This window comes from Dellaglioa sp. CoH-56-MRSF-12 (genome assembly GCF_056782075.1).
In genome coordinates this window covers 326723-351783 of record NZ_JBXAYD010000002.1, presented here as the reverse complement: position 1 = coordinate 351783, position 25061 = coordinate 326723, and the positions used below count along the sequence as shown (strand labels likewise).

Here is a 25061-nt window from a genome sequence, read left to right as displayed (position 1 = left end):
TGTTATAATAATTCTGGTTCAAAGTTTGTTTTTAGTTTACTATGTATCAGATTATATTCAATTTGTTCGTGGATAGAATGAAAAATAGTCACTTTTATGAGGTGGTCAAATGAAGTTAGTAGTAGATAATGTATCAAGAGGAAGTATTCTAAAAGACGTTTCTTTTTATCTCAATCAAGGAGATAAAATTGCTCTCGTTGGTTTAAATGGATCAGGAAAAACAACCATTCTGAATATTATGATGGAGTTATTAATGCCATCAACGGGGAAAATAATTAAAACTAATGTTAAATTAGCGACTGTTTTTCAAAACAATGTTCTTGATGATGATTTGACCGTTATTCAAAACTTACGTTTCAGAATTAAAAATAAAGAAAAAATAAAAAGTATTCAGGAAAAAATGAAAAACTTGAACATCAATGAGTCCTTAAAGTATTCTAGCTTATCTGGTGGGCAGAAACGTATTGTTAATTATTTAAGAGCGATTGCTGTAGAGCCGAATTGCTTACTATTAGATGAAATGTCAGCTGGAATTGATGTTGATATACGTCAATTAATTTGGAATGATCTTGATGAGTATTTAAAAGAGAATAATTGTGGTGTGTTATTTACTACTCATCTATTAAGCGAATTAGAAAATGCCAATAAAATTATTTTCGTATCAAATGGAACTGTTAAATATTTTGGAGAAATGGTTACATTTATGAATAAAATTTCAAAAGTTAAATTAATTTTGAATAAAACTGAAGATGATAGGTATTTTAATACGTCTGCAGAAGCAGTGAGATTTATTGAAGATAATCATTTGATAAATGAAAACTTTGAAATAAGAAAGGCAACCTATACTGACTTATTTAAAAATATGGAGGAAGGAATTTAAGGATGAATAAACAGTTTATTCAAAGAAACATTCTAATTTTCATAAAAGATAAAGTTGGTATCTTTTTTTCATTTTTAGGTATGGTTATAAGTCTTGTAATTTATATATTTTTTCTTCGCTCTAATTTAGTCGATTCTTTGGCTGGAATTAATCATAGTGAACAGTTTATTGATACATGGATGATTTCTGGGTTGATTTCTATTGTCTCAATGACTAGTACACTAATCGCATTTGGTCAAAAACTGGAAGATAAAAAGAATAAGAGATTAGATGATTTTATTGTTAACAGTCAAATAAAAAGTAGTACAATTAATCAATTGTATACTTTGACGTCAGTCATGGAAGGTATTGTGTCGACATTTATTTTCTCATTAATATGTTATGCGTATCTATCTCTAACTTATCATTATAATGCTTATAATGTAACATTTTTTGTAGTATTTCTATTTAATGTTTTACTAATTGTATTTTCAAGTTTACTGTTTTCATTGGTGACAGATTTTTTAAATACTACGTCTAGTTTTTCATCATTGTCAGCAATTGTTGGTACTATGTCCGGTTTTCTTTCAGGAACTTATATTGTTTATGGGGATCTTCCAGCTTTTATGCAGCATACTTTAAAATTGTGGCCTGGTTATCAAATCGCAGCTATTGCACGCTATGAAAGTATTAAAAATATCAGGATAGGAAATAACTCTATTTTGTTCTCGTCACTAGGAATTAGTTCTGATTTTTTGCAAGCTATACTTATAACGATTATATTTGGAATACTACTAATAATTATTTCAATATTTACAAATGTTTATCATAAAGATTGATTTTAATTTGAAAAAAAGAACCTTATGTTACCTATATGTTAATATCAGTTCTGCTAATTTCAAAGAGTTGATTATAAAGAAAATTAATAAATAGAGGATGAAAACAAATCAAAAAGAGATACTCGAGGGTGGCGATTAAAATATTCGTTCAATGCAACGAAATTTAAATAAAAATTATACAGCTTATTTTGGTATTCTACCTAGCGATGGTATTTATGGAACGAGAAACATATGTTTACACGCTAAAAGAAACAAAATAAATAATTTCTATGTTTCAAATATGTCAACGGGATGGAGTGGAAACTTAGGGTTCCCAATGCCTGAGGGTTGGGACTTTGATCAATTTACTGAATATACGCATGGTGGAGTTGATATTGATCAAGTCTCTTCATCAGGTAAGGATTTAGGCTGTAAGAATTTTGATGTATCGGAGGATATATCTGTAAATAAGGTGACACATCGATTTATTAAATCAGTGCAAATGTTAAATTCTTTTAAAGATATAACATTTGAAATGGGAAAAACATATGGTCCTACGGTTCTTCCAGGGATAGATGCATGGCTTACAGTTAAAGATAGTTGGAGTGTAGAGACAGGAAATTCATCTTCTCCATTTACCATTCACAATGGTAAATGGAGAGTTCTTTTCAAAATGATATAGCTGATATAATGAAGATTAAATATGGTGTTATTAATTATTTAGATACCATGGGAATAGTTAATCGTATTGCGGGTAATCTCCAAAACGGGATGTTAATAATGGGAGTTGCAACAAGGGCAGAAGAACCTTGGCAAATTGGTATGAAGATAACGTATAATGAATCATATACAGAGGGTGATGAAAGTAATAAAATATCAGATACGATTGAAATTTATTATAAGCAACCAGTGGTTAGTCCCATATATCCCGAAGTTTCGTATAATTATGTTTATGATATAGTTAGTGGATTGGAAATTGTCGGAGCATGGATTGTTATTGGTCAGCGGTTATCATGGCTGTAGCGTTTGTTGCTTCTATACCAGAATTATTAGTAGCAGCTCCAGCAGTTGCTGCTTTTGGACTTTTGGTTGATACATTGCCACAAGAATAAAGAATATAGGAGATAATATAGATGGCAATTCCAGCAATGCTAACGGTGTTATTATTTGTGTTTATGATGAATTTATATCTTACTCTTTCTATAGTAAGGATAAAAAAGTCAATAAATAATGGTAATAAAAAGATTGAGAAAGAAAAAGATAGATTAAAAGAATTTAGAGGAGATAAATAATGAGCGAGCCTAATTTATTTATTATTTTATTTGTATTATTTTTAATCTTTATCGTACAATTTGTATATTTTTTAAATATTAAAAATAAATTGCTTGAATTATCGTATGAAATAACTAAAATTAGGGAAGAATTACTAAACATAACAATTGTTAAAGTTTTGAATTTAGAAAAAAAATTAAAAGATAAAGAATAAATGTATGATAAAAAACAAGGTATTCAGATATATTTCTGATCCCCTTGTTTTTTATCTAAAGTAGGTAGACAACAAACTGAATAGTTTAGTGTCTATACTGAGTATGTAGTATAATTACTACGATAAGTTAGTCTTAAAACTTAGACATTAAACAACTACATAAATAAAGCGTAGATATGAATGTGTATCAACGTTATTTAATATATTTTTGAAGGAAAGATAGAAACTGGAATGAGAAAAGCATTAGTTAAACATTTACATTTTAATGATACAGTTGCTTATTGGACAGCACATACGATTGTTTTTATTTACCTGTAAGGAGATGAACTAATGCAAATACAACCTATTTTTTGGGCAATTATCGCGATATTAATAACAGTTTTCTTTCCTTCACGCCAATGGTTAGAACGACATCATTTAGATTATTTTATTCTTGTTACGTACGTAATAATATTAATAGTAATGGTTGTAGCCATACCTTATAGAAAAAGTACTGGCTTGAATGAGATTTATATTGTGAGTGCTTTTATCATCTATGAACTAGGCTATTTATTTATATATAAAAGATTAAAAAAATAAATTAACGTGAGAAAAAATTGTAGAAGAACATTTCTACAATTTTTTATTTGATTAGATAATTTAAAAAGCAAACTCTTTAATAATTAAGGAGTTTGCTTTTTTGTTAAACAGAGTGTATTAAATCAGGTATTGATCTACCATATTTTATTAGCTTGGTATAAATATCAGGGTCTGTATGAGGTAGGTCTTTCCTGTCTGTATATATATAATTACCGAACGGGTCTGTATAGACGATACAATATACACAGTGCCTAGACATGCCCATATCAGGTAACGGATAGCTCATCGTTATTGGTTCACTTGCTAAGGCGAGAATCCTAGGGGTACCAAAATCATTGTGGTTTTTAAAAAACTGCTTAAAATCAGGTAACACGACAGAACTTTCATTCATAGTAGGAATGATGATAACATCATGAATAACATAATTTGAATAGTTTGTAATGGTTACCTGAGGTATCCCTGTTTCAGTAGAGTAAGAACTAGCAGATGCCGTAATACGCGATGATATTTGAATAATATTTTTTTGCCTTTCATATTGTTCTTGACGCTTACTTATTTTATTGCTGTTGTGAGAAAGAAATAGCACTAAATATTGCGGCGGAGGCAGCAAAAATGGCTGGTAAAGTCGCAACGAAAGATTGTAAATAAGTCATAGTATTTTTTCTCCTTTTTAAATAGTATATGAAACATATTCATTTTATTAATTAAAAAATCCAACTCGTAAATAAATACGAATTGGATCAATATATACGGTAAATTAGATGTTAACCACACAAAAACCACATAAAAGTTGGTTAAACGATGGTATATCAATGATAACAATGCGCCTGACAGGAATCGAACCTGCACTTGGAAACCCAAACAGCGATCTGAACGCTGCGCGTCTGCCAGTTCCGCCACAAGCGCAAAATAAATTACTTTGAAAACTCAATAACAGTACCGTAGCCATGTAAAACTAAGAATCTTGGGGCAATCGTTACACGAACAGTTTGTGGTTCGAAATGAACGTTAATAATCCCGTCGCCACCTTTATTAATTGCGCGTTCTGCTAGTTCTGCTTGGACACGATCATATAAGGTATCAAAATCATCTACACGATCAATTTCATCGGCTTCTAGTACAATCTTGGCTGTCGCATTAACGATGCCTTTAATAGCATAAGAACGGTTAACATCTCCGGTTGTTAAGAACATATAAATCACTCCTTGAGTAATAGTTTAAGATAAAAATGCTAGATTGACAAGGATTAAAAAAACTAGCCTCAAGAGTTAGTCTCAACTAGGCTAGTTTTGTAGGTTACATGAAGATACGGTAGTTACGTTTATTAATTGAAATTAATTCTTTAGCCTTACTCTTTGAACTGAATTTAAGTAAATTTTTGATTAAACGTTCTAATTTTTCGTCATCTTTAGAAACTTTTTCAAAAATATCATTGTCAATCTTTATTGTTAGATCTTCCTTTTTGCTTGGAACCTTAAATGTTTTAGAAGTTTCATCGCTTGTGATGAAGTTTTTCTCAAGATCTGCTAATAAATTTTTGCTCATATGTTTTCTTCCTCCAGTTTCTTACTATATTAATCATAACACCTAGATGACTAAAATCATAGGAAATGAAAAAAGATAAAAATGTTATTAAGAGAATTAGATAATAATTTTGCTTTATAAATCTAATTTTGAAAGTATTGCAGGGATGTCGACTCCATCAGGGCTTTTTAAGATTAGCGATTGTTTATCAGTGAAATTAAATTTTTCCAATAATTTTTGATTTACTTCTTCTTGTTCGTATTTCAGCGTTTGTACATTGGTAAACTGTTCAGATTTAAAAGATTTAAGCAGGGCTTTTAATAAATGTGTCGCGATACCTTGTTGTTCTTCGTTTTTCGAAACTAATAATAGACCAATCCAAACGGATTGAACTTCAGGATAATCTGTTAAAAAATCAATCATAGCTACTAATTTATCTGCTTTGAAGAAGCCCAGTGTCCATTTTTGATCACTTTTAACTGACAACGGGATCGAAGTTAAATCAGATTTTATTTCTTCAATGGCTAAATCTTGTTTACCTTGGAGTTTTAGGTAAGTAGATTGACTTTTTTCTAATTCTAACATTTGAGTTAGATCTTTTTCGGTTAACTCTCGAACCACGTAGGGGGCACTAAAAATAGAAATCCTTTTTAATAACATACTGAAAACCTTCTTTATTTCAAATTTTGTAGGTAAAACGCTAACATCTAATACAATTTTAATGATATACTGTAACTACAAATAAAAGATATGGGGTGGCAAATATGGAACAAGAATATAAAAATATTTTAGTCCCAGTTGATGGATCAGATTCAGCTGAAAAAGCATTAAAGCGTGCAGTAGAAAGTGCTAAAGCAAACCATGCACATTTAGATATTTTAAACGTAATTGATACGCGTCAATTTTCTGTAAGTTTTTCAGGAATGATGGATGGGGGCGGTTCAATCGTCTATCAGACTTTTGAAGATACAGAAGCATATATGAATGAATTAAAAGAAGATATTGTAAAAAATGGGTTTACAGATGTTGATATTCATATTCGTTTTGGTAGTCCTAAAACAGTAATTGCCAAAGATTTTATTGAAGATCATCATTCAGATTTAATTATCATGGGTCAATCTGGCTTGAAGGCAGTGGAAAGAATGTTAATGGGTGCAGTTACAAATTACGTTACTCGTTTAGCACCTTGTGATGTCTTAGTTGTTAAATAATAAAGAGGGTTGCGTAATTTAGCAACTCTTTTATTATTTATAGGACTAACTCAGTATAAAGTAAAAATGAATTAAAAAATAGTCATATTAGATTAAAAGAGAGAAGGGGTACTGGTGGAAATAGGTTTATATTTAGTTATGGCAATTTTGATTATTTATAATGTTAAGTTGTCTCTACAATTAACTAAAGTGCGTCAAGCTAATGTTAGAACTGTGGACTCACTAGGTCCTGAAGAGACTAAAATATTAGCAGACTACGCAATTGAGAAACGAAAATGGCAAGTCCTTGGCAATGGAATGTTCTTTTTAGCTCTCGTTTGCGCTTTTATTGGAACAACAATAGAAACGAGTTATTTTGTAACACTTTATGTTGTAACAATGATTGCTGTGAATCGTTCAAGAATAAGAGTCAATAAGCTGTTATTATTAGATAATTAATGTTGCATTAAAAGTCTATATCTTAAATTAAAGAATTCACAAAAGTTAGGTATAAGTAACCTAATTTTTGAGGAACTTAATATTTGGGAAAGGCTTATTTTTTTTAAATGAATAAATGTTGTGACATGTTAGCTGATCTTAGAGAGAATTTCGTATGTGTAGTGGTGCCATCCAGATGACTAACTTTATAAAAAGTAGTTTAGCATGGTAAAACAGATTTTTTAAATTAATGGTTAATAAATAGTAAAGATTCTTACTGAGCATCAATGTTTTTAAGTAACTATGATATTCTAAAATTAAGCGAAATTCCTGGAGGGTTATTGTGAAACGATTTAAATATTATTCAATTTCCTTGTTAAAGGGATTAGCGTCTTTAATTATTCTTTTAGCAATTGGAAATTTGATAGGTCCATCTAATTGGCGGTTATTAATTAATTATTATTTAATTTTGAATTTTTTAACTTTTTATCCATATAATCTCGAGTTAAATGGATTAAATAAAAAATTAGTGCAAAAAGTTAAAATTGACGAGGTAGAGGAACCACACTCTAGACAAGAAATGAATACACGTAAAGTATCAACTGAAAATTTAACGCGCTTATTAATTTATGTCATGCAATTTGCAGGGTTAATCCTAATTGCTCCTGGTCAATTCATGTATTACTATTTAATCAAAAATTGAATTTTAATGATATCTCCACTGTTGATTAGATGACAGTGGGGATATTTTTTTAGAAAATTATTTGACAAAAGAATCAAAAACACATATAGTCATAATATCGTTAATGAGGTTAACGGAACGAATAATCGTTAATGCCATTAACTAAAAAGAGAGGGTGGATAATTTTGTTCAAAGAATTTATGTCAAAGAATAAGAGGTCAGTTGCGTATATCGCAATTGCATGTTTAATTCCAAGTTTAATTGCATATGGAACCTATAAGTTAGTTTCAAGTAAGCAACAAATGGACACAGGAAATTTAAAAGTAGCTATTATAAATAACGATGAAGAAGCATCATTTAATGGAAAATCAATTGACGTTGGTAAGGAAGTTACTAAAATTCTTAAAACCAATAAACAAGCCAAATGGGAGTTTGTTAGCGCAGAAACTGCGAAAAAACATTTAGATTCAGGCGATTATACAATGTCAGTTACATTGCCAAGTAATTTTTCAAAAAACGCAACAACTGCACTTGATGAAACGCCAAAAGTGAGTTTGTTAAAAACAAAACAATCAGATACAAATAACTATGTTTCGCAATTGATTACAAAACAGGTTGCAGAACAATTGAAATCACAAGTTTTAACTAATATCCAAAAAGCGTATGATTCTGCATTACTTGGTTCCGTTAAACAATTAGGTTCAGGTGTTAAAGAAGCCTCAACTGGTGTAAAAACGTTAAATAAAGGAACCGTTAAATTAAAAAATGGTAGTAAAGAAGTTACTAGAAATTTAAATACATTGGCAACAAGTATGGTGACCTTTGATAAAGGTAATCAGACATTAAAAACAGGATTAAATACTTATACAACTGGGGTTGATACTTTAGCTGATGGTGTAAATACCTATACAACTGGTGTAGGTACACTGGTGAATGGTAATAATCAATTAGCCTCAGGAATTAATACACTTGTTGCTAGTGCACCAACCTTATCAAATGGTGTGACTCAATATGTTGATGGGAATAAAACATTAGATGCGGGACTTTCTACGTTGCAAACTGGCGGATCTACATTAGCAGCTGGTGTAGGCACGTTAGCAACTGGTGCAACTACATTAAATTCGAACTCGAATGATTTAAATAATGGTGCGAAAACATTAGCTGCAAGTATGTCAGGTAGCCAATCGTTACCGATGGCGGTAGCAGGTTTAACAGCATATTCAACTGGTATTAAAACTGGTGTAACTCAAATTCAAACAAGATTAAAATCTCGTAGCGAAATTATTAATCATATTCCTGAAATAATTCAACAAATTAAAGATACAAAGCAAGGATCAAAAGAATTAAAAGCTGAACTTGAAGAAATTTCAGGATCAATTGAAACATTACAAGCATTACCTGGATTAGTAACAAAATTGATGGCGGCAGGGGATAAATTAACAACTGTTCAAACTCAAATGAATGCAATTAATTCAGATACAACACAAAAGATGTTTAGTTTGACATTAGCTAAAGGTCAGGCATCGACTTCTAACAAGAAGGTTCGTACGATGATTAATGACTCAACAACAATGAGCCAAAAAGAAAAAGACACTGTTTTACAACAAATCACAAAAACAGATACAGCAATAACAACTGTTGGTACAAATATAACTGGGGTAAGTAAAAATTTAACAGATACAAAAGCGATGTTAGAGGCAGTGATGAGTGATGTAGGTGGCTTAATGGCTGAATTTAAATCAACAATGGGTGATGTAGATCTTAAAGCCATGTTGGAAAAATTTGCTAAAATTTCGACACAAGCAACTGCATTATTGAGTAATACTGATACCTTGACGAGCGATTCAATGATTGGTCTTTTAGGTGATACAAAAGACTTGAGTGATCAAATTGATTCATTAGTGATAGCATCAAATGCTAATGCACAAGTTGCTGGTAAATTAAATGCTAGTGTTAATGGTGCTGGTGTTGATGTTACAAGTGAAAAAACAATTAATGCAACAATTAAGAATTCAATCATGACAGGTAGTATTAACAAATTGTCAGCTGGTATCTTAGGATATACAGCAGGAACAGGACAAGTAACTGATGGTATTAATCAATTAAATAGTAATGTACCAACTTTAATAACAGGTGTTACTGCTTTAAGAGCAGGATCGCAAAAACTTGTTACAGCAGGTGGACAACTTGAGGCAGGAACACAAACGTTAGTTTCAGGTGGTACACAATTGAAAGCAGGATCTGATAAGCTTGTTAGTGGTGGTACACAATTGACAACTGCTAGTACACAATTGACAGATGGAAGTTCGAAATTAAAAGCGGCAAGTACACAATTAACAGATGGTGATACACAATTGGCAGCTGCTAGTCCTCAATTAGTTGATGGCTCACAAAAATTAGCTGATGGGTCTAAACAAGTAACATCAGGATTGGATACAGCTAATGATGGTGTAACATTATTAAATACTAAATTAGCAGCAGGAGCATCACAGGTTGGTAATATCAATTCATCTCCAAAAAATGTGGCTCAATTCGTTGAACCTGTTAAAACAGAAACTGAAAGTGACAATCTCGCTAAAACTTTGAAAAATACATTTGCCCCATTAGTGATTGTTTTATCATTATTTGTCGGTGCAATTGTAACTCAATTAATTTTATTCAGATACCGTAAGAAGAATGAATTATCACAAAACTGGTTACAGAACCTTTTCCTAATGTTATTTATTTCTGTTATTCAAACAGCAGGAGTTCTCTTATTAACATTATTCTTTAGTGTAACAATTGAACATCCAATTAGTTTCGTAATCTTTACGTTCTTATCGGGAATAATCTTTACTCTTTTATGTGTGGTAATTGACGAACTCCTTGGAACAATGGGTATTCTCTTATCTTTAGCATTACTACTCGTACAATTAGTGATTACAGGACAAGTTATTCCAAATACGATGTTATCAAATGCTTATCAAGTATTTGCAGAGTTCTTACCTGTTACACATGTATTAAATGGCTTCACATATGCAATTAATAGCCAAGGTTCTGGTATGATTGGTTCAGTGCTTGCATTACTTGTTACAGCCGTAGTACTGGGTGTGGTTTGGACGTTTGTAAATCGTAAACAATTAACGGTATCAACTGAAAAAGAAAAATAGAGATACAGTTGATTAGATATAGTAATTAACCGCGTTTTATGCTAAATTTAACTGTAGGTAGAACATGCAGAGGAGAATTAGCAATGACAACAACTAAGTTAATGGATGACTATATTAGTATGTATTTAGGAACTTTTAAGAATGTGGAAGGATTCATTTCACAACCTACTAGTGAGTTTAATTTATCTTTTGAACAATTCTTGATTTTAAAAGATATCCATAGCACTGAAGATATAAGCATGGTTGATATCGCTAAAAAAAGAAATGTTTCAAGGAGTGCAATTGCACGCCAATTAAACGTACTAAAACAATTAAGATACATCTATCAAGAACAAGACACAGTTGATAGAAGAAGAATAAACCTACGCTTGTCTGATCAGGGTGCAAAAGTAGAACGAGTTGTGACTGAGTCAATTAAGAAACGGTTTGATACTTGGGTAAATGTTTTAGGTGAAGATAAGGCAGTTCTACTGCTTAGTTTAATGAAAGAATTCGGGCAAAAAATAATGGTAGACAGAAAATAAAATTCTGTGTACCATTTTTTGCTTGAAAGTGTTGTATGCGTTTTCTATAAGTAGTATATTAGTTTAATATACTACTTAAAAAAATAATTGTTTTTTAAGGATTAAATTAATACCAAATGAAATCATTATTGGAGGAAGAATATGACAAAAATTATTGCAATTAACGCAGGTAGTTCAAGTTTAAAATTCCAATTATTTAGCATGCCAGAGGAAACTGTTATTGCTAAAGGATTGATTGAAAGAATTGGACTTAAAGACTCAATTTTAACGATTAAATATGGTAACGGAAAAAAATATGAAGATGTATTAGATATCGACAATCATTCAGTAGGTGTACAGTTATTACTTAAATTATTGCTTCAATTGGATATTATTGCTGATTTTAATGAAATTTCCGGTGTTGGACATCGCGTTGTTGCTGGTGGTGAATATTTCAAAAAATCAACATTAGTAAATGCCGATACAATTGCAAAAATTAATGAATTATCTGAATTAGCACCATTACATAATCCAGCTAATCTTTTAGGTATCCAGGCATTTGAAGAAATCTTACCAGATGCAGTAAGTGTCGCTGTATTTGATACAGCCTTCCATCAGACGATGCCAGAAGAAAGTTACATGTACAGTGTACCTTATGAATGGTATGAAAAATATGCCGCAAGACGTTATGGTGCTCATGGGACAAGCGTTCGTTATGTCGTCTCAGAAGCCGAAAAACTAATTGATAAAGACCCTAAAGAGTTAAAATTAATTACATTACATTTAGGTGCAGGAGCATCAATTACAGCTACAGTTGGTGGTAAATCAATTGATACATCAATGGGCTTTACACCACTTGCTGGAATTACCATGGCAACACGTTCAGGTGATGTAGATGTATCGTTAGTTGCTTACATGATGAGACAATTAAAAATTACTGATATAGATGAAATGATTAATATTTTGAATCGTGAATCTGGGCTAGTTGGTATTTCAGGGATTTCTCCTGATATGCGTGATGTTAAAGCTCAATTAGGAAAAAATCCTCGTGCTGATTTAGCTGTTAAAATCTATGTTCAAAATATTATTAAATATATTGGTCAATACATTGCAGAAATGCAAGGGGTTGATGGTATTATTTTCACTGCTGGTCTTGGTGAGAATGATCGGATTGTACGTCGTCGCGTTATTGAACATTTAGCATATTTAGGTGTTGGCTTTGATGCTGAAAATAACGAAAAAATGGGTGAACAGGTTATGCTTAGCACGCCAGAGTCTGCCGTTAAGATTTTTGCGATACCTACTGATGAAGAATTAGTTATTGCACGCGATGTTCAATCATTAATGTAAAAATAACCATTTAAAATAGTAGCTTAAAATAAGAGGGATATCACATTGTGATGTCTTTTTTATTTTGTAACATAACGGTAATATTTAAAGGGTTAACAAGTTATTAAAAAAGTGTTAAATTAGACATTATAAATTATTATTACTGACAACAAGTTGTTGTCATCATTCGGAGGCGTAACTTAATGAGTAGGTGTAAACTTGATATTATGAGTGAGTATCAAGCAGCGATGCAAAAACTTGCTGATCTTAGAAGTAACATTGGAAACAGACAACAATCATCAATTCGAGATAGCTTTTTCCAAGAGGAAAAATCGCTTGAAAGAGAATGTTCTGAACTGAATATTCTATTAGAAGCTATCGATGTTGCGGAAGATTAATCCTACTTTTTGAGAAATAAAAGTAGTAAAAAACGATTAAATTCATAATTGAATTTAATCGTTTTTTTTGTTCCTATTTAAATTAATTAGTTTGTAGATTCCGAAGAACGAAACGATTAATAAGATGATACCAACTACTGTAGCAAAAATATCAACTGTTGCTGCAACTTCCGCCCAAGCATTCCCAGCAAATGCCCCAAGATAAATGAGGACAGTATTCCAAATTAATGTTCCAAAAAAGGTTAATGGAATAAAAAAACGTAATTTACATTTCGTAATTCCAGCGGGAATAGAAATTAAACTTCGAACAATGGGAACAAAACGGCCTATGAAAATAGCACGATTTTCATATTTTACAAAAAATTCAGTCGCTTTTTCAATATGGATAGGTTTTAGACCAAGCCAAGAACCATACTTACTGGCGAAAAATTGATTTAAACGTTCTGTACTTAAAAAGCGACCGATCGAATATAAGATTAAAGCCCCGATAGTCGCCCCAATAGTGGCAGAAATAATTAAACCAATTGGTGTAAGAGAACTTGAGAGCGTCATAAAACCTGCAAATGTTAAAATGATTTCAGAAGGAATTGGTGGGAAAATGTTTTCAATGGTGATCAGTAACGCAACACCTAGATAGCCATGTTGGCCGATTAAGTCAATTATGGTTTCTTGCATTTAGGCACCCCTTTTATTTAATAATTAAAGCATATCATGAGCCAAAGAAATAAAGTAATGAAAAAGGATTAGCTTAATAAAAATTAAATAATTTTCGTATTCAGAGTTAAATTTGGTACAATTGAAGAAAGAATAAGACGATTTAAGGTGGTAAAAATGAAAATTGAAGAATTACACAAGGTAGAATTAGATTTAATCCGGGAAGTCGTTGAAATTTGTCAAAAAAATAATATAAAGTATTTTATGATTGGTGGCAGTTTATTAGGTGCGGTCAGACATCAAGGGTTTATTCCATGGGATGATGATGTCGATATTGGAATGGTAAGGGATGACTACGATCGATTCTTACAAATCGCTCCCCAAGAGATTAGCCAGCCTTATTATTTTCTACAAACTGATCAAAGTGATCCAAACTATGCATTTGGATATGCAAAACTACTTGATGAATCTATTCATGTTGAAGAGAAAAGAAATATTAATGACGCTAGAAAAGGTGTTTTTGTAGATATTTTTCCTTTTGATAAAGTCCCAACAGGTGATGTCGAACGATCTATTCAACAATCAAAATATCGATATCTTAACGCGAAAATTCTTTTATTGAGCAATTATCGTTTAATGGATACTGAAATTAACGCAAAGATTAGAAAATTACAACCTGATCAAAGTCGTAAAACCAAAGAGTATAAAGAAAAAAGAGACGAACTAGTAAGAACCTATAATCAAGATGACACCATTTCAGAATATAAAAATTTAGCTTCACAATACTCATATGAAAAAGAATTACTATCAGAAAAGGAATTAGCAGCCGTGATTCAAGTTCCTTTTGAGAACCTTACGGTAACTATTTTAAGGGCATATGATGCAATTTTAAGCCGTTTATATGGTGATTATTTACAATTACCGCCTGAAAGTAAACAGATTGAAAAGCATATTGAAAAAGTGACTATTTTAGATCGAAATGATTTTACTTTTGATAATGAAATTGATTGATTTTATGACGTAAATGAGATACGTTTAAAGATGACAAATGGAGGTGCTTTCATATGGATAGAAAATCAATTATTGACGAGCGGTTGCTTAACCGGGAATTTACAATTGACAGTAAAAATATTCATGGCACGGTCGAGTTTTTTGGTATCTACTATCATTATTTTAGTGATGAAACATTAGTAAGTGGAGATGTTGTTCGAATCATTAAAACACATGTTGAAGGGTTAGACGTTAAAAAAATATAAAGGTGGTTAAATTATTATGTTGGGACTTTTAGTCGTTATTATTATTGTTATATTATTGGTCATGATTTTACCAGCAACTATCCGAATTATTAGACAACCGCATCAAGGTGTTGTTATAACTTTAGGAAAATATGAAACAACATTAGCTCCAGGCTTACATTTTATTAAACCATTTATTTCTTCAGTAATTCGTGTTAGTACGGCACAACAACCTTTAGATCTTGATAAACAAGTTGTGATTACAAAAGATAATGCTGAAATTGAAGTTAAAATTTCATTGAAGTATCACGTTACTGACATCCAAGATTTTGTGTTTAAAAATGAAGACTCTGTTCGTAGTATGATTCAAGATACACGTGCCTCTTTGCGTGGCATCATTGGTAATAAAATGTTAGATGAAGTTTTGAATGGAACGCAAGAAATTAATCGCGGTTTGTTTGGCGAAATTTCTAATGTGACAGCTGGTTATGGATTAAATGTTGATCGAATTAATATTGATACAGTAAAACCTTCAGTTGAAATTCAAGATTCAATGAATAAGTTATTGAAAGCCGCTAGAAATCGTGATGCTACTGTTGCTGAAGCAGAAGGTTACAGTAAATCAGTTGCACTAAAAAATAAAGCTGATAATGATGCATGGGTTAATTCAGCCCAAGCAAAGGCTGAAGCAGTTAAAAAGACGGCCGATGCTGAAGCATACCGAATAGATGCAGTTAATTTATCATTAAATAAAGTTGGTAATGGTTATTTTGTTAGCCAAAATATTGAGGCTTTTAAAGAATTGGCCAAGAGTGACGCAAATACAGTTGTTATGCCAAGTAATGCGATAGATAGCTTAGGTCAAATTCCAGCAATTAATGCATTATTAAAACCAGAAGCTAAATAAAACTTTCAAGAGGTTATTCCTTGGAAGTTTTTTTACTAGGAATGAGAGTGGTTAATTTGAAAATTATTATTGATGGGGATGCGTCTCCTGTGAAAAATGAAGTTATAGCTGAAGCCGAACTACGGAATATCAGTGTGTTGCTAATTACAAGTACGCCACATTTCTCAACTAAAAAGTATCCTGAAAATGTTTCGGTTAGCTATGTTGATCAAGGTCCAGATGCGGCAGATTATAGAATTGTAAAGTTAGCTGAAAAATCAGATGTTGTGATTACACAAGATTACGGACTAGCTTCTCTTTTATTACCAAAAGGTGTGATTGTGATGCATCATAAAGGATTTGAATATACAGATACCAATATCGATAGTATGTTGGATTCAAGATATTTAAGTGCAATGGCAAGGAAATCAGGTCAACGTACGAAGGGTCCAAGCGCCTTTTCAAACCAGGATAGGGCTAACTTTAAAAAAGCATTTATTTTATTATTGAATGAAAAAGGAATTAAATAAATATAAAGAAAAGAAGGGTCTTATTTGCGATCGTTAACATCGGGTAATCCAGCAAAATTAATTTTTATGTTTACTATACCATTATTGGTTGGTAATTTATTTCAACAATTATATAGTATTTCTGATACGTTGATTGTTGGACAAACTTTAGGCGTGGATGCACTAGCTGCAGTTGGTTCGACCGGGAGTATTCAATTTTTGATTATTGGATTTGCACAAGGGTTAACTGCAGGTTTATCTATTATTACGGCACAACGATTTGGGGCAAAAGATTATCGTGGTGTTAGAAAAAGCTTTGCAGTGGGACTTTTGATTAGTCTAATTGCAACGGTAATTTTAACAGCGGTTAGTTTGTTTTTTGTAAAAGATATTTTAACACTTATGAAGACACCACCAGAAATATTTGATGATGCACAAACTTTTATTAGTATCATTTTTGGTGGAATATTTGCTTCAATGGCATTTAATATTTTATCTAATATTATTAGGGCGCTAGGGGATAGTCGCACGCCATTATACTTTTTAATTTTTGCCAGCATTATTAATGTTGGTTTAGAATTATTATTTATTTTGGTATTTCATTGGGGAGTTGCTGGCGCTGGTATTGCAACTATTATTGCGCAATCATGTTCCGTTGTATTCTGTTTAATTTACATTTATCGAAAAATTCCCGTCTTACATATTGGTCGACACCATTTTAGAGAAATCACGATGAAAGATGTTAACCAACACCTTTATGTGGCTCTACCAATGGCCTTTCAAGCTTCAATAATTGCGATTGGTGCAATTATGCTACAGTCAGCTTTAAACGGTTTAGGAACGACAGCAGTTGCCAGTACCACGGCAGCGTCTAAGATTGATCAATTATCAACACAACCAATGATGTCATTTGGAATTGGGATGGCAACTTTTACTGCCCAAAATTATGGCGCAAAAAAATATGGTCGTGTTTTAGATGGTGTAAAAAAGTGTCTATTAATGTCTGGAACATTCAGTATCGTTGCAAGTCTTTTAGTTATTTTATTTGGACAACAATTAGTTACACTGTTTGTTGGAAATAATGCACCAAAAGTTGTTGCATTATCGCAGGTTTATTTTAATATTAATGGGTCATTTTACTTACTTTTGTCAGTACTGTTTGTCATTAGATACACGTTACAGGGACTGGGACAAAGCATCGTACCAACAGTTGCTGGAGTTGTAGAATTACTGATGAGATCATTTGCAGCTATCTTTTTAGCTGGTGCTTTTGGGTATGCAGGAGCTTGTTTTGCAAATCCATTAGCCTGGGGTGGGTCATGTATTGTACTGATTTATTCATATATGAAGGCTGTACAAAATTTGAGACGTTTAGATTTTGAACAAAAGGCTGAAAATAAACATGCTTAATTAGTTATGACAAAAGTACGGAAATATGCTATACTAATCAACGTTCTGCGGGCGTAGTTTAGTGGTAAAATTCCAGCTTCCCAAGCTGATGTCGCGAGTTCGATTCTCGTCGCCCGCTTAAAAATGAATAAGATAATTATATTGAAACCAAGATATTTAATCTTGGTTTTTTTTTGTAAATTTTAACTGACTAAATAGAATATAATTAGTCAAAATGATTGCAATTAAGCGTTATTTTTGCTAAGTTTAGTAACTGATATTAGTTTTTTTGTATAAAAAAACATGGAACTGGACAGAATTGAGGGGGAAAAAAGTGGATATTTTATTAAAACATGCTAAAAAGTATCGGGTAGATATTTTTTGGGCAGTCGTCATGGTGGTTATCATGGCAATTTCAACATTGTGGCAACCTAAATTGTTACAAAAAGTAATTGATGCTATTTTAAAGGACCAGGGTGATAAAATCACGACACTTGGTTTGTACTTGATTGGAGTTGCTGTTATTGGATTGTTGGCAGGTGTTGTGAATACAATTCTATCAGCAAAAGTAGCACAATCAATGAGTGCAGATATTCGTGAAACTGCTTTTAGAAAGATTCAAACATTTTCTTTCAGTAATATTGAACGATTCCAAGCAGGGAATATTGTGGTTCGTTTAACCAATGATATTACCCAAATTCAAACGTTAATTATGACAATTTTACAGACATTAATTCGAGTGCCCATTTTATTTATCGGTGCATTCATTTTAGCTATGAATACAATTGCGGATTTATGGTGGATTATTGTTATTTTAATTGTCTGCGTGTTAGGTATTTCAATGTTAACTTTCGGTCGCATGGGACGCCATTTTGGGTTAATGCAAGGCTTAATTGATCGAGTAAATGAGTTAGCCAAAGAAAACTTGATGGGTGTGCGTGTTGTTAAGTCATTTAATCAAGAAAAAAATGAAGAAAAACGTTTCGATAAGGTTTCAGATGATTTAAATGCACAAAATATCTATGTTGGAACTCTATTTGCTGTTTTAATTCCAGCATTTACATTAATTGGAAATATGGCTGTCGTTGCCGCAATTTATTTTGTAGGTGATTTAGCTAAAGCAGATCCAAGTACAGTTACAGCTATTACTTCGTTTGTTAATTATTTAATGCAAATCATGTTTGCCATTATTATTGGTGGAATGATGATGACGTTTAGTGCTCGTGCAATGGTTTCAATTAAACGACTACGCGAAATTTTAGATGAAGAACCAGATATTTATTACCAAGATGTTCCAGAGGAAGATTTATCGGGATCTGTTAGTTTTGAAGATGTCTCATTCTCATATGAAGGCGATGATAAACCAACACTTAAACATGTTAGTTTTGATGTTAAACCTGGAGAAATGATAGGAATTGTTGGTGCAACTGGTTCAGGTAAATCAACTTTAGCCCAAATGATTCCACGATTATTTGATCCCCAAGAAGGAATGATCAAAGTTGGTGGTGAGAATTTAAAGGATGTTAATGAAAAATCGCTTCGTAAAACAGTAGCATTTGTTTTACAAAAGGCTATCCTATTTTCTGGCACAATCGCAGACAACTTACGTCAAGGTAAAGAAGATGCCAACGAGAAAGATATGGATATGGCCAGTCAAATCGCTCAGGCATCAGAATTTATTAATCGATTACCAGAACGTTATGATGCAGAGGTTGAAGAACGTTCAGCTAACTTCTCAGGTGGTCAAAAACAACGTTTATCAATTACGCGTGGTGTTATTGGTAAACCTAAAATCTTAATTTTAGATGATTCAACATCAGCACTTGATGCTCAATCAGAAAAATTAGTCCAAAAAGCATTAAATAATGAATTGAAAGAGACAACAACATTTGTTATTGCCGAAAAAATCTCATCTGTGATTAATGCGGATCGTATTTTTGTTATGGATGACGGTAAATTAGTTGGCGAGGGGACACATAAAGATCTCGTTGAAAATAGTCAAATTTATCAAGAAATTTATAACACTCAAAAAGGAAAGGAGACTGTCTAATGAAAGATATGAATAGATCGATGGCATTCTTCTTCCACTACTTGAAAAGCTATAAATTAGGTTTTACAGTTATGACTGTTGCAATTATTGCATCGACATACTTCCAGGTAAAAGCACCTGTGTATATGGGAAAAGCAATTACGGCATTGGCAGACTACGTAATTGGTTTAACAAAAGGAGTGAGTGATAAAGGAAATTTTGTTAGCTCATTGTGGATGTTATTCTTATTTTATATTTTTTCAATTGTAGCAATGTTTTTCTCAAATATTATTGTCACGTTCATTACAGGAAACTCGACAAATAGAATGCGAAAAGGGCTATTTGGAAAATTACAAAAAATGACAATTCGATTCTTTGATTCACATAAAGATGGGGATATTTTAAGTCGTTTTACAAGTGATTTGGATAATATTTCGAACGCAATGAATCAAGCCTTAGGACAAATTATGAGTAATATTGCTCTAATGATTGGGATTATCATTATGATGTTTCAACAGAATGTTCAGCTTGCCTGGGTTACGATTGCTTCAACGCCTATCGCGTTACTTCTTGCGGTCATTTTAATTTCTAAAACACGTAAGTATGTTGATATACAACAAAAAGAAGTTGGAAAATTAAATGGCTATATTAATGAAAAAATTAGTGGTCAAAAAATTGTAATTACTAACGGGCTTCAAAAAGAAGCTATTGATGGTTTCTTGCCATATAACGAAAATGTTCGTAAAGCAACGTTTAAAGGACAAGTCTATTCAGGGATGCTTTTCCCAGTTATGAATGGCCTCTCGTTGGTTAATACAGCCATTGTTATCTTCTTTGGTAGCTGGTTAGCACTGAACGGTGATATGGGCCGTACAACGGCTTTAGGACTAGTTGTCGTGTTTGTTCAATACTCACAACAATTTTACCAACCAATATCACAAATTTCTTCATTGTATAGTATGTTCCAACTTGCTATTACAGGTGCTAGTCGACTGAATGAAATGTTTGATGAACCAGATGAGGTCAACTCAACTGATAAGCAAAAATTAACGGGTCTAACAAATGGTGTTAAGTTAAGAAATGTTAATTTTGGTTATAATGCTAATAAAGAAATTTTACATGATGTATCAATTAATGTTGATAAAGGTGAAATGGTAGCTTTAGTCGGACCAACTGGTTCAGGTAAAACAACAATTATGAATTTATTGAATCGATTCTATGATGTTACAGGTGGTTCAGTTGAATTTGATGGCGTAAATGTTAAGGATCTTGAACTTCAAAGTCTTCGTGATCATGTTGGGATAGTTCTTCAAGAAAGTGTATTATTCTCAGGAACAATTCGTGATAATATTGTCTTTGGTAAACCTGAAGCATCAGATGAAGATATGATTTCTGCCGCTAAGCAAGCTAATATTCATGATTTTATTATGAGTCAAGAAAATGGCTATGACACGACAGTATCGGATGAAAACTCTGTGTTTTCAACTGGCCAAAAACAATTAATTAGTATCGCAAGAACAATTTTAACTAATCCTACGTTATTAATTTTGGATGAAGCGACTTCTAATGTTGATACAGTGACAGAAGCTAAAATTCAAAAAGCAATGGATACAGTTATTCAAGGGCGTACTAGTTTTGTAATCGCACATCGCTTGAAAACAATATTAGATGCTGATAAAATTGTTGTTCTGAAGGACGGTAAGGTTATTGAACAAGGTAACCATCAAGAATTATTGGATCAAAAAGGATTCTATTCTGAACTTTATAATAATCAATTTGTATTTGAATAAAACAGTGAAAAAATCTTTCAAGAATACTTTATATAAAGTATTCTTGAAAGATTTTTTATTTTAAATTAAGATATAAAGTAACAAAAAAAACAAAAAATAAATATATTTAATTGTAATTTTATATCATTCAAGGTATGATGTAACCAGTTAATGATAACGCTTTCTTTTATGAATGGAGGAGATATTATGTTGGGTTTTTCAATTTATTTAGGTGATAAGATTGACGATGATACAAAAAAATATATTGAAGTAATGCGTAAATCAGGATTTAAGGGTATTTTTACTTCATTACATATTCCTGAAGAAGATAGAAAAAAAACTATTGATGAATTAAAAACTTTGGGGAATTTATGTCTTGAAAATAACTTGAAATTAATGGTTGATATTTCAGAAAAAAGTTTAAAATTATTGGAATTTGATTTGAAAACTGCTGGAATTACTGGTTTAAGAATTGATTATGGGATTAGTATGGAAAAAATAGCTGAATTATCAAATAATATAGATATTGGATTAAATGCTAGTACGATTTCAGAGCTGGATATTAAGCAACTAGTTGATAATCATGCAAATTTTAAGAATATTGAAGCATGGCATAATTATTATCCTCGACCAGATACGGGATTAGATGACGAATGGTTAAAAAATAAGAATCATTGGTTAAAAAAATCAGGATTTACTACGATGGCGTTTGTGGCAGGAGATAAAATATTTAGAGGGCCAATTGGAAAGGGATTACCAACATTAGAAAAACATCGAAATTACAATGTATTGGCTGCAATGATAGATTTAATTGAGAATAATTATACTGATGACGTTTATATCGGTGATCCGCGAGTTTCACAAAGAACAATTAGTAAGATAGTTAACTATTTTACTAATCAAAGTATAGAAATAGATATTGAAAGTAGTTCGCATGAACTTGATAATATAGCATGGCATAATCGTGCTGACGTGGCTAGGGATGTTGTAAGGTTAGAAGAAAGTCGGATAAGAAATCAATTCACTATTGAACCAATAAATAATGAAGATGCTCGAACGAGAGGTACTATAACGCAAGATAATATGTTATATGGGAGATATACTGGAGAAATACAGATAGTGAAAAATAATTTACCAATTGATAAAAAAGTAAACCAAATTGGTACAGTTAAAAGGACAGACTTGGATTTAATTGACTATATAGGAGCAAAACAAAAAATAATATTTAATAATACAATTATAAAAGAGGGATAAAATATGGATATTACAAAATTAGTAACGGAAACTAGAAATGAACAAACTATGAATTTAGATGAGTTAAAATGTTCTGAAGTTGCAAGAATAATGAATGAAGCCGATATGACAGTTCCTAAAAGCGTAGAAAAAGAGTTATCGCAAATTAATGAAGCAGTTAGTAAAATTATTGAATCATTTAATAGTGGAGGCCGTTTAATTTATATGGGTGCAGGAACTAGTGGTAGATTAGGTGTCTTAGATGCTGCTGAATGTGTACCAACATTTGGAACAAATCCTAGCATGGTGCAAGGATTGATTGCTGGTGGTATGAAAGCAATGACTGTGGCAGTTGAAGGTGCCGAAGATTCAAACGAATTGGGTAAGTTGGATTTGGAAAATATTTGTTTAACAAAATTAGATACAGTAGTTGGAATTGCAGCAAGTGGTAGAACACCATATGTTATTGGGGGTCTTGACTACGCTAAACATCTTGGTGCGAACACAATAAGTCTGGCTTGCAATAAGGAATCAATTATTGGACGGCATGCTGATACGGCTATTGAGATTGAAGTGGGACCAGAGATATTGACTGGGTCTACTCGTTTAAAATCAGGAACGGCACAAAAATTAGTATTAAATATGTTGTCGACAATTTCGATGATTGGAATTGGAAAAATATATAAAAATTTAATGGTCGATGTTAGACCAACGAATGAAAAATTAGTTGAAAGATCAAAGCATATTATTATGGATGCAACTGGAGTAAGTTATGAACAAGCAAAATTAACATTTGAATTAGCTGAACATGATGTCAAACTTGCAATAGTTATGATTCTAACGGATAACGATTTGAATCAAGCTAAAGAAAAATTAAAGAAGGCTCATGGTTTTGTTAGGGAAGCAATCAAATAAAATATTTGGAGGGGTTAAATTATGGCAGACAAAAAAATCGAAAAAATTGCAAATGAAATTTATGATAATGTAGGGGGGCCAGACAATGTTGAAAAATTAATTCATTGTATGACTCGAGTTAGGATGACAATTAGGGATGAAGATAAAGTAGATATTGAAAAATTGAAAAATATCGATGGTGTCATGGGTGTTGTTGAAGATGATACTTTGCAAGTGGTAGTTGGACCTGGTACAGTCAACAAAGTTGCAGATGAAATGGTAAGACAAGTAGGGGTTAAATTAGGCGAACCTTTCCCTTTGAAGAACGTAGTACAATCAACTCAAATGACTGATAAAGAATTGGTTGAGAGCAAAGCTGCTAAAGTAAAAGCAGAACATAAAGCTAAACAAAAGCAAACGCCAATAAAAAAGGTGCTTAAAGCAATTTCAAATATCTTTGTTCCACTAATTCCTGTATTTGTTGGAGCAGGATTGATTGGTGGATTGGCTGCTGTCCTTGGAAATATGATGGTTGCAGGGGATTTAAGTTCGAGCTGGACAGATTTTATTGCAGTTTTAAATGTTATTAAAAATGGTGTTTTCAGTTATTTAGTTATCTATGTAGGGATAAATAGTGCCAGTGAATTTGGTGCCACTCCAGGACTTGGTGGTGTTATCGGCGCTGTCACTTTGCTGAGTGGGGTAACCCCTGAAGCACCTCTCCATAATATCTTTAACGGTCAGGCACTAAGTGCTGGACAGGGTGGAATTATTGGTGTTATTTTTGCAGTGTGGGTATTAGCTATTTTAGAAAAAAGATTGCATAAATGGATTCCGGATTCTTTAGATATTATTATAACACCGACAATATCATTATTTGTTATTGGAATGATGACAATTTTCTTAGTAATGCCAGTTGCTGGGGTTGTTTCGAATTCTTTAGTTACATCAATTAACTGGGTCTTAGAAGTTGGTGGTGCATTTTCTGGTTTTGTTTTAGGGACTTTTTTCTTACCAATGGTAATGTTAGGATTACATCAAATTTTAACACCTATTCATCTTGAAATGATTGCTAAGTCTGGATCAACATTATTATTGCCAATTTTAGCAATGGCAGGAGCTGGACAAGTAGGGGCAGCAATTGCATTATGGGTTCGTTGTCGTAAAAATAAAAAATTAACAAATTTAATTAAAGGCGCTCTACCAGTCGGATTTCTAGGAATTGGGGAACCATTAATTTATGGGGTTATACTACCTTTAGGACGACCAATGATTACTGCTTGTCTTGGTGGCGGAATCGGTGGAGCGGTGATTGGTGGGATTGGTCATATTGGATCTATTGCAATAGGACCTTCTGGGGTAGCATTGATACCTTTAATAAGTAATGGACACTGGATTGGGTATATTCTTGGATTGCTTGCGGCATATGCGGGCGGATTTATTTTAACATTCTTTTTTGGTATTCCAAAAGATGCTATGATTGAGACAGAAGCATAAGACATACCATA

General features: G+C 32.2%; 28 protein-coding genes and 2 tRNA genes. 25 read left to right on the top strand and 5 right to left on the bottom strand.

Annotation, left to right across the window (positions count from 1 at the left end; translation table 11 throughout):
• Positions 1–109: 109 nt before the first annotated feature.
• From AC1RPY_RS03585 to AC1RPY_RS03555, 7 genes are all read left to right on the top strand, one after another.
• The gene (locus AC1RPY_RS03585) at positions 110–880 is read left to right on the top strand and encodes an ATP-binding cassette domain-containing protein (protein WP_481761157.1); all 771 of its coding nucleotides are present in this window, start codon (positions 110–112) and stop codon (positions 878–880) included.
• A gap of 137 nt (positions 881–1017) precedes the next feature.
• Positions 1018–1698 (top strand): hypothetical protein, encoded by a 681-nt coding sequence (locus AC1RPY_RS03580; RefSeq protein WP_481761158.1) that lies wholly within the window; start codon positions 1018–1020, stop codon positions 1696–1698.
• Positions 1699–1849: 151 nt separating this feature from the next.
• Complete coding sequence (locus tag AC1RPY_RS03575) at positions 1850–2359, top strand: hypothetical protein (RefSeq protein ID WP_481761159.1); 510 nt, start codon at positions 1850–1852, stop codon at positions 2357–2359.
• 8 nt (positions 2360–2367) lie between these two features.
• The gene (locus tag AC1RPY_RS03570; RefSeq protein WP_481762171.1) at positions 2368–2700 is read left to right on the top strand and encodes a hypothetical protein; all 333 of its coding nucleotides are present in this window, start codon (positions 2368–2370) and stop codon (positions 2698–2700) included.
• Between the two features lie 110 nt (positions 2701–2810).
• A complete protein-coding gene (locus AC1RPY_RS03565; protein WP_481761161.1) occupies positions 2811–2969 on the top strand; it encodes a hypothetical protein in 159 nt (52 codons plus the stop codon).
• Complete coding sequence (locus tag AC1RPY_RS03560; RefSeq protein WP_481761162.1) at positions 2969–3163, top strand: hypothetical protein; 195 nt, start codon at positions 2969–2971, stop codon at positions 3161–3163. The genes AC1RPY_RS03565 and AC1RPY_RS03560 overlap by 1 nt, the downstream gene beginning before the upstream one ends.
• A gap of 330 nt (positions 3164–3493) precedes the next feature.
• Positions 3494–3742 (top strand): hypothetical protein, encoded by a 249-nt coding sequence (locus AC1RPY_RS03555; RefSeq protein WP_481761163.1) that lies wholly within the window; start codon positions 3494–3496, stop codon positions 3740–3742.
• An 822-nt stretch (positions 3743–4564) separates the two neighbouring features.
• On the opposite strand, the gene AC1RPY_RS03550 is transcribed toward AC1RPY_RS03555, so the two are convergent.
• The 4 genes from AC1RPY_RS03550 to AC1RPY_RS03535 form a co-directional block, all read right to left on the bottom strand.
• A tRNA-Leu gene (locus AC1RPY_RS03550) sits at positions 4565–4648 on the bottom strand.
• Positions 4649–4656: 8 nt separating this feature from the next.
• A complete protein-coding gene (locus tag AC1RPY_RS03545) occupies positions 4657–4935 on the bottom strand; it encodes a hypothetical protein (protein ID WP_409022736.1) in 279 nt (92 codons plus the stop codon).
• A gap of 103 nt (positions 4936–5038) precedes the next feature.
• A complete protein-coding gene (locus AC1RPY_RS03540; RefSeq protein WP_057973335.1) occupies positions 5039–5287 on the bottom strand; it encodes a hypothetical protein in 249 nt (82 codons plus the stop codon).
• 114 nt (positions 5288–5401) lie between these two features.
• On the bottom strand, positions 5402–5926 hold the full coding sequence (locus AC1RPY_RS03535; protein WP_481761164.1) for a GNAT family N-acetyltransferase: 525 nt from the start codon (positions 5924–5926) through the stop codon (positions 5402–5404).
• Between the two features lie 104 nt (positions 5927–6030).
• On the opposite strand from AC1RPY_RS03535, the gene AC1RPY_RS03530 reads away from it, so the two are divergent.
• From AC1RPY_RS03530 to AC1RPY_RS03500, 7 genes are all read left to right on the top strand, one after another.
• A complete protein-coding gene (locus AC1RPY_RS03530) occupies positions 6031–6477 on the top strand; it encodes a universal stress protein (RefSeq protein WP_481761165.1) in 447 nt (148 codons plus the stop codon).
• Positions 6478–6591: 114 nt separating this feature from the next.
• Complete coding sequence (locus AC1RPY_RS03525; RefSeq protein WP_481761166.1) at positions 6592–6915, top strand: hypothetical protein; 324 nt, start codon at positions 6592–6594, stop codon at positions 6913–6915.
• A gap of 322 nt (positions 6916–7237) precedes the next feature.
• Positions 7238–7597, top strand: a complete 360-nt coding sequence (locus AC1RPY_RS03520; protein ID WP_481761167.1) for a hypothetical protein — start codon at positions 7238–7240, stop codon at positions 7595–7597.
• Positions 7598–7761: 164 nt separating this feature from the next.
• Positions 7762–10725 (top strand): YhgE/Pip family protein, encoded by a 2964-nt coding sequence (locus AC1RPY_RS03515; protein WP_481761168.1) that lies wholly within the window; start codon positions 7762–7764, stop codon positions 10723–10725.
• 83 nt (positions 10726–10808) lie between these two features.
• Positions 10809–11249, top strand: a complete 441-nt coding sequence (locus AC1RPY_RS03510; RefSeq protein ID WP_409022730.1) for a MarR family transcriptional regulator — start codon at positions 10809–10811, stop codon at positions 11247–11249.
• Between the two features lie 141 nt (positions 11250–11390).
• Complete coding sequence (locus AC1RPY_RS03505; protein ID WP_481761169.1) at positions 11391–12578, top strand: acetate/propionate family kinase; 1188 nt, start codon at positions 11391–11393, stop codon at positions 12576–12578.
• Between the two features lie 182 nt (positions 12579–12760).
• Complete coding sequence (locus AC1RPY_RS03500; RefSeq protein WP_057973343.1) at positions 12761–12955, top strand: hypothetical protein; 195 nt, start codon at positions 12761–12763, stop codon at positions 12953–12955.
• A 54-nt stretch (positions 12956–13009) separates the two neighbouring features.
• On the opposite strand, the gene AC1RPY_RS03495 is transcribed toward AC1RPY_RS03500, so the two are convergent.
• Positions 13010–13630, bottom strand: a complete 621-nt coding sequence (locus tag AC1RPY_RS03495; protein ID WP_481761170.1) for a DedA family protein — start codon at positions 13628–13630, stop codon at positions 13010–13012.
• Positions 13631–13786: 156 nt separating this feature from the next.
• On the opposite strand from AC1RPY_RS03495, the gene AC1RPY_RS03490 reads away from it, so the two are divergent.
• The 11 genes from AC1RPY_RS03490 (at position 13787) to AC1RPY_RS03440 (ending at position 25050) form a co-directional block, all read left to right on the top strand.
• Positions 13787–14620 (top strand): LicD family protein, encoded by an 834-nt coding sequence (locus tag AC1RPY_RS03490; protein ID WP_481761171.1) that lies wholly within the window; start codon positions 13787–13789, stop codon positions 14618–14620.
• Between the two features lie 53 nt (positions 14621–14673).
• A complete protein-coding gene (locus tag AC1RPY_RS03485) occupies positions 14674–14865 on the top strand; it encodes a hypothetical protein (protein ID WP_481761172.1) in 192 nt (63 codons plus the stop codon).
• Positions 14866–14881: 16 nt separating this feature from the next.
• The gene (locus AC1RPY_RS03480; RefSeq protein ID WP_481761173.1) at positions 14882–15751 is read left to right on the top strand and encodes an SPFH domain-containing protein; all 870 of its coding nucleotides are present in this window, start codon (positions 14882–14884) and stop codon (positions 15749–15751) included.
• Positions 15752–15807: 56 nt separating this feature from the next.
• A complete protein-coding gene (locus AC1RPY_RS03475; RefSeq protein ID WP_409022804.1) occupies positions 15808–16260 on the top strand; it encodes a YaiI/YqxD family protein in 453 nt (150 codons plus the stop codon).
• A 24-nt stretch (positions 16261–16284) separates the two neighbouring features.
• On the top strand, positions 16285–17649 hold the full coding sequence (locus AC1RPY_RS03470) for an MATE family efflux transporter (protein WP_481761174.1): 1365 nt from the start codon (positions 16285–16287) through the stop codon (positions 17647–17649).
• 47 nt (positions 17650–17696) lie between these two features.
• A tRNA-Gly gene (locus tag AC1RPY_RS03465) sits at positions 17697–17767 on the top strand.
• Between the two features lie 255 nt (positions 17768–18022).
• Positions 18023–19678, top strand: coding sequence for an ABC transporter ATP-binding protein (locus AC1RPY_RS03460; RefSeq protein ID WP_481761400.1), 1656 nt, complete (start codon positions 18023–18025; stop codon positions 19676–19678).
• Positions 19678–21447 (top strand): ABC transporter ATP-binding protein, encoded by a 1770-nt coding sequence (locus tag AC1RPY_RS03455; RefSeq protein WP_481761175.1) that lies wholly within the window; start codon positions 19678–19680, stop codon positions 21445–21447. Before AC1RPY_RS03460 ends, AC1RPY_RS03455 begins: the two co-directional genes overlap by 1 nt.
• Before the next feature lie 186 nt (positions 21448–21633).
• A complete protein-coding gene (locus tag AC1RPY_RS03450) occupies positions 21634–22680 on the top strand; it encodes a MupG family TIM beta-alpha barrel fold protein (protein ID WP_481761176.1) in 1047 nt (348 codons plus the stop codon).
• 3 nt (positions 22681–22683) lie between these two features.
• The gene (gene murQ, locus AC1RPY_RS03445; protein ID WP_481761177.1) at positions 22684–23574 is read left to right on the top strand and encodes an N-acetylmuramic acid 6-phosphate etherase; all 891 of its coding nucleotides are present in this window, start codon (positions 22684–22686) and stop codon (positions 23572–23574) included.
• A 21-nt stretch (positions 23575–23595) separates the two neighbouring features.
• Positions 23596–25050, top strand: coding sequence for a PTS transporter subunit EIIC (locus AC1RPY_RS03440; protein WP_481761178.1), 1455 nt, complete (start codon positions 23596–23598; stop codon positions 25048–25050).
• Positions 25051–25061: the final 11 nt, after the last annotated feature.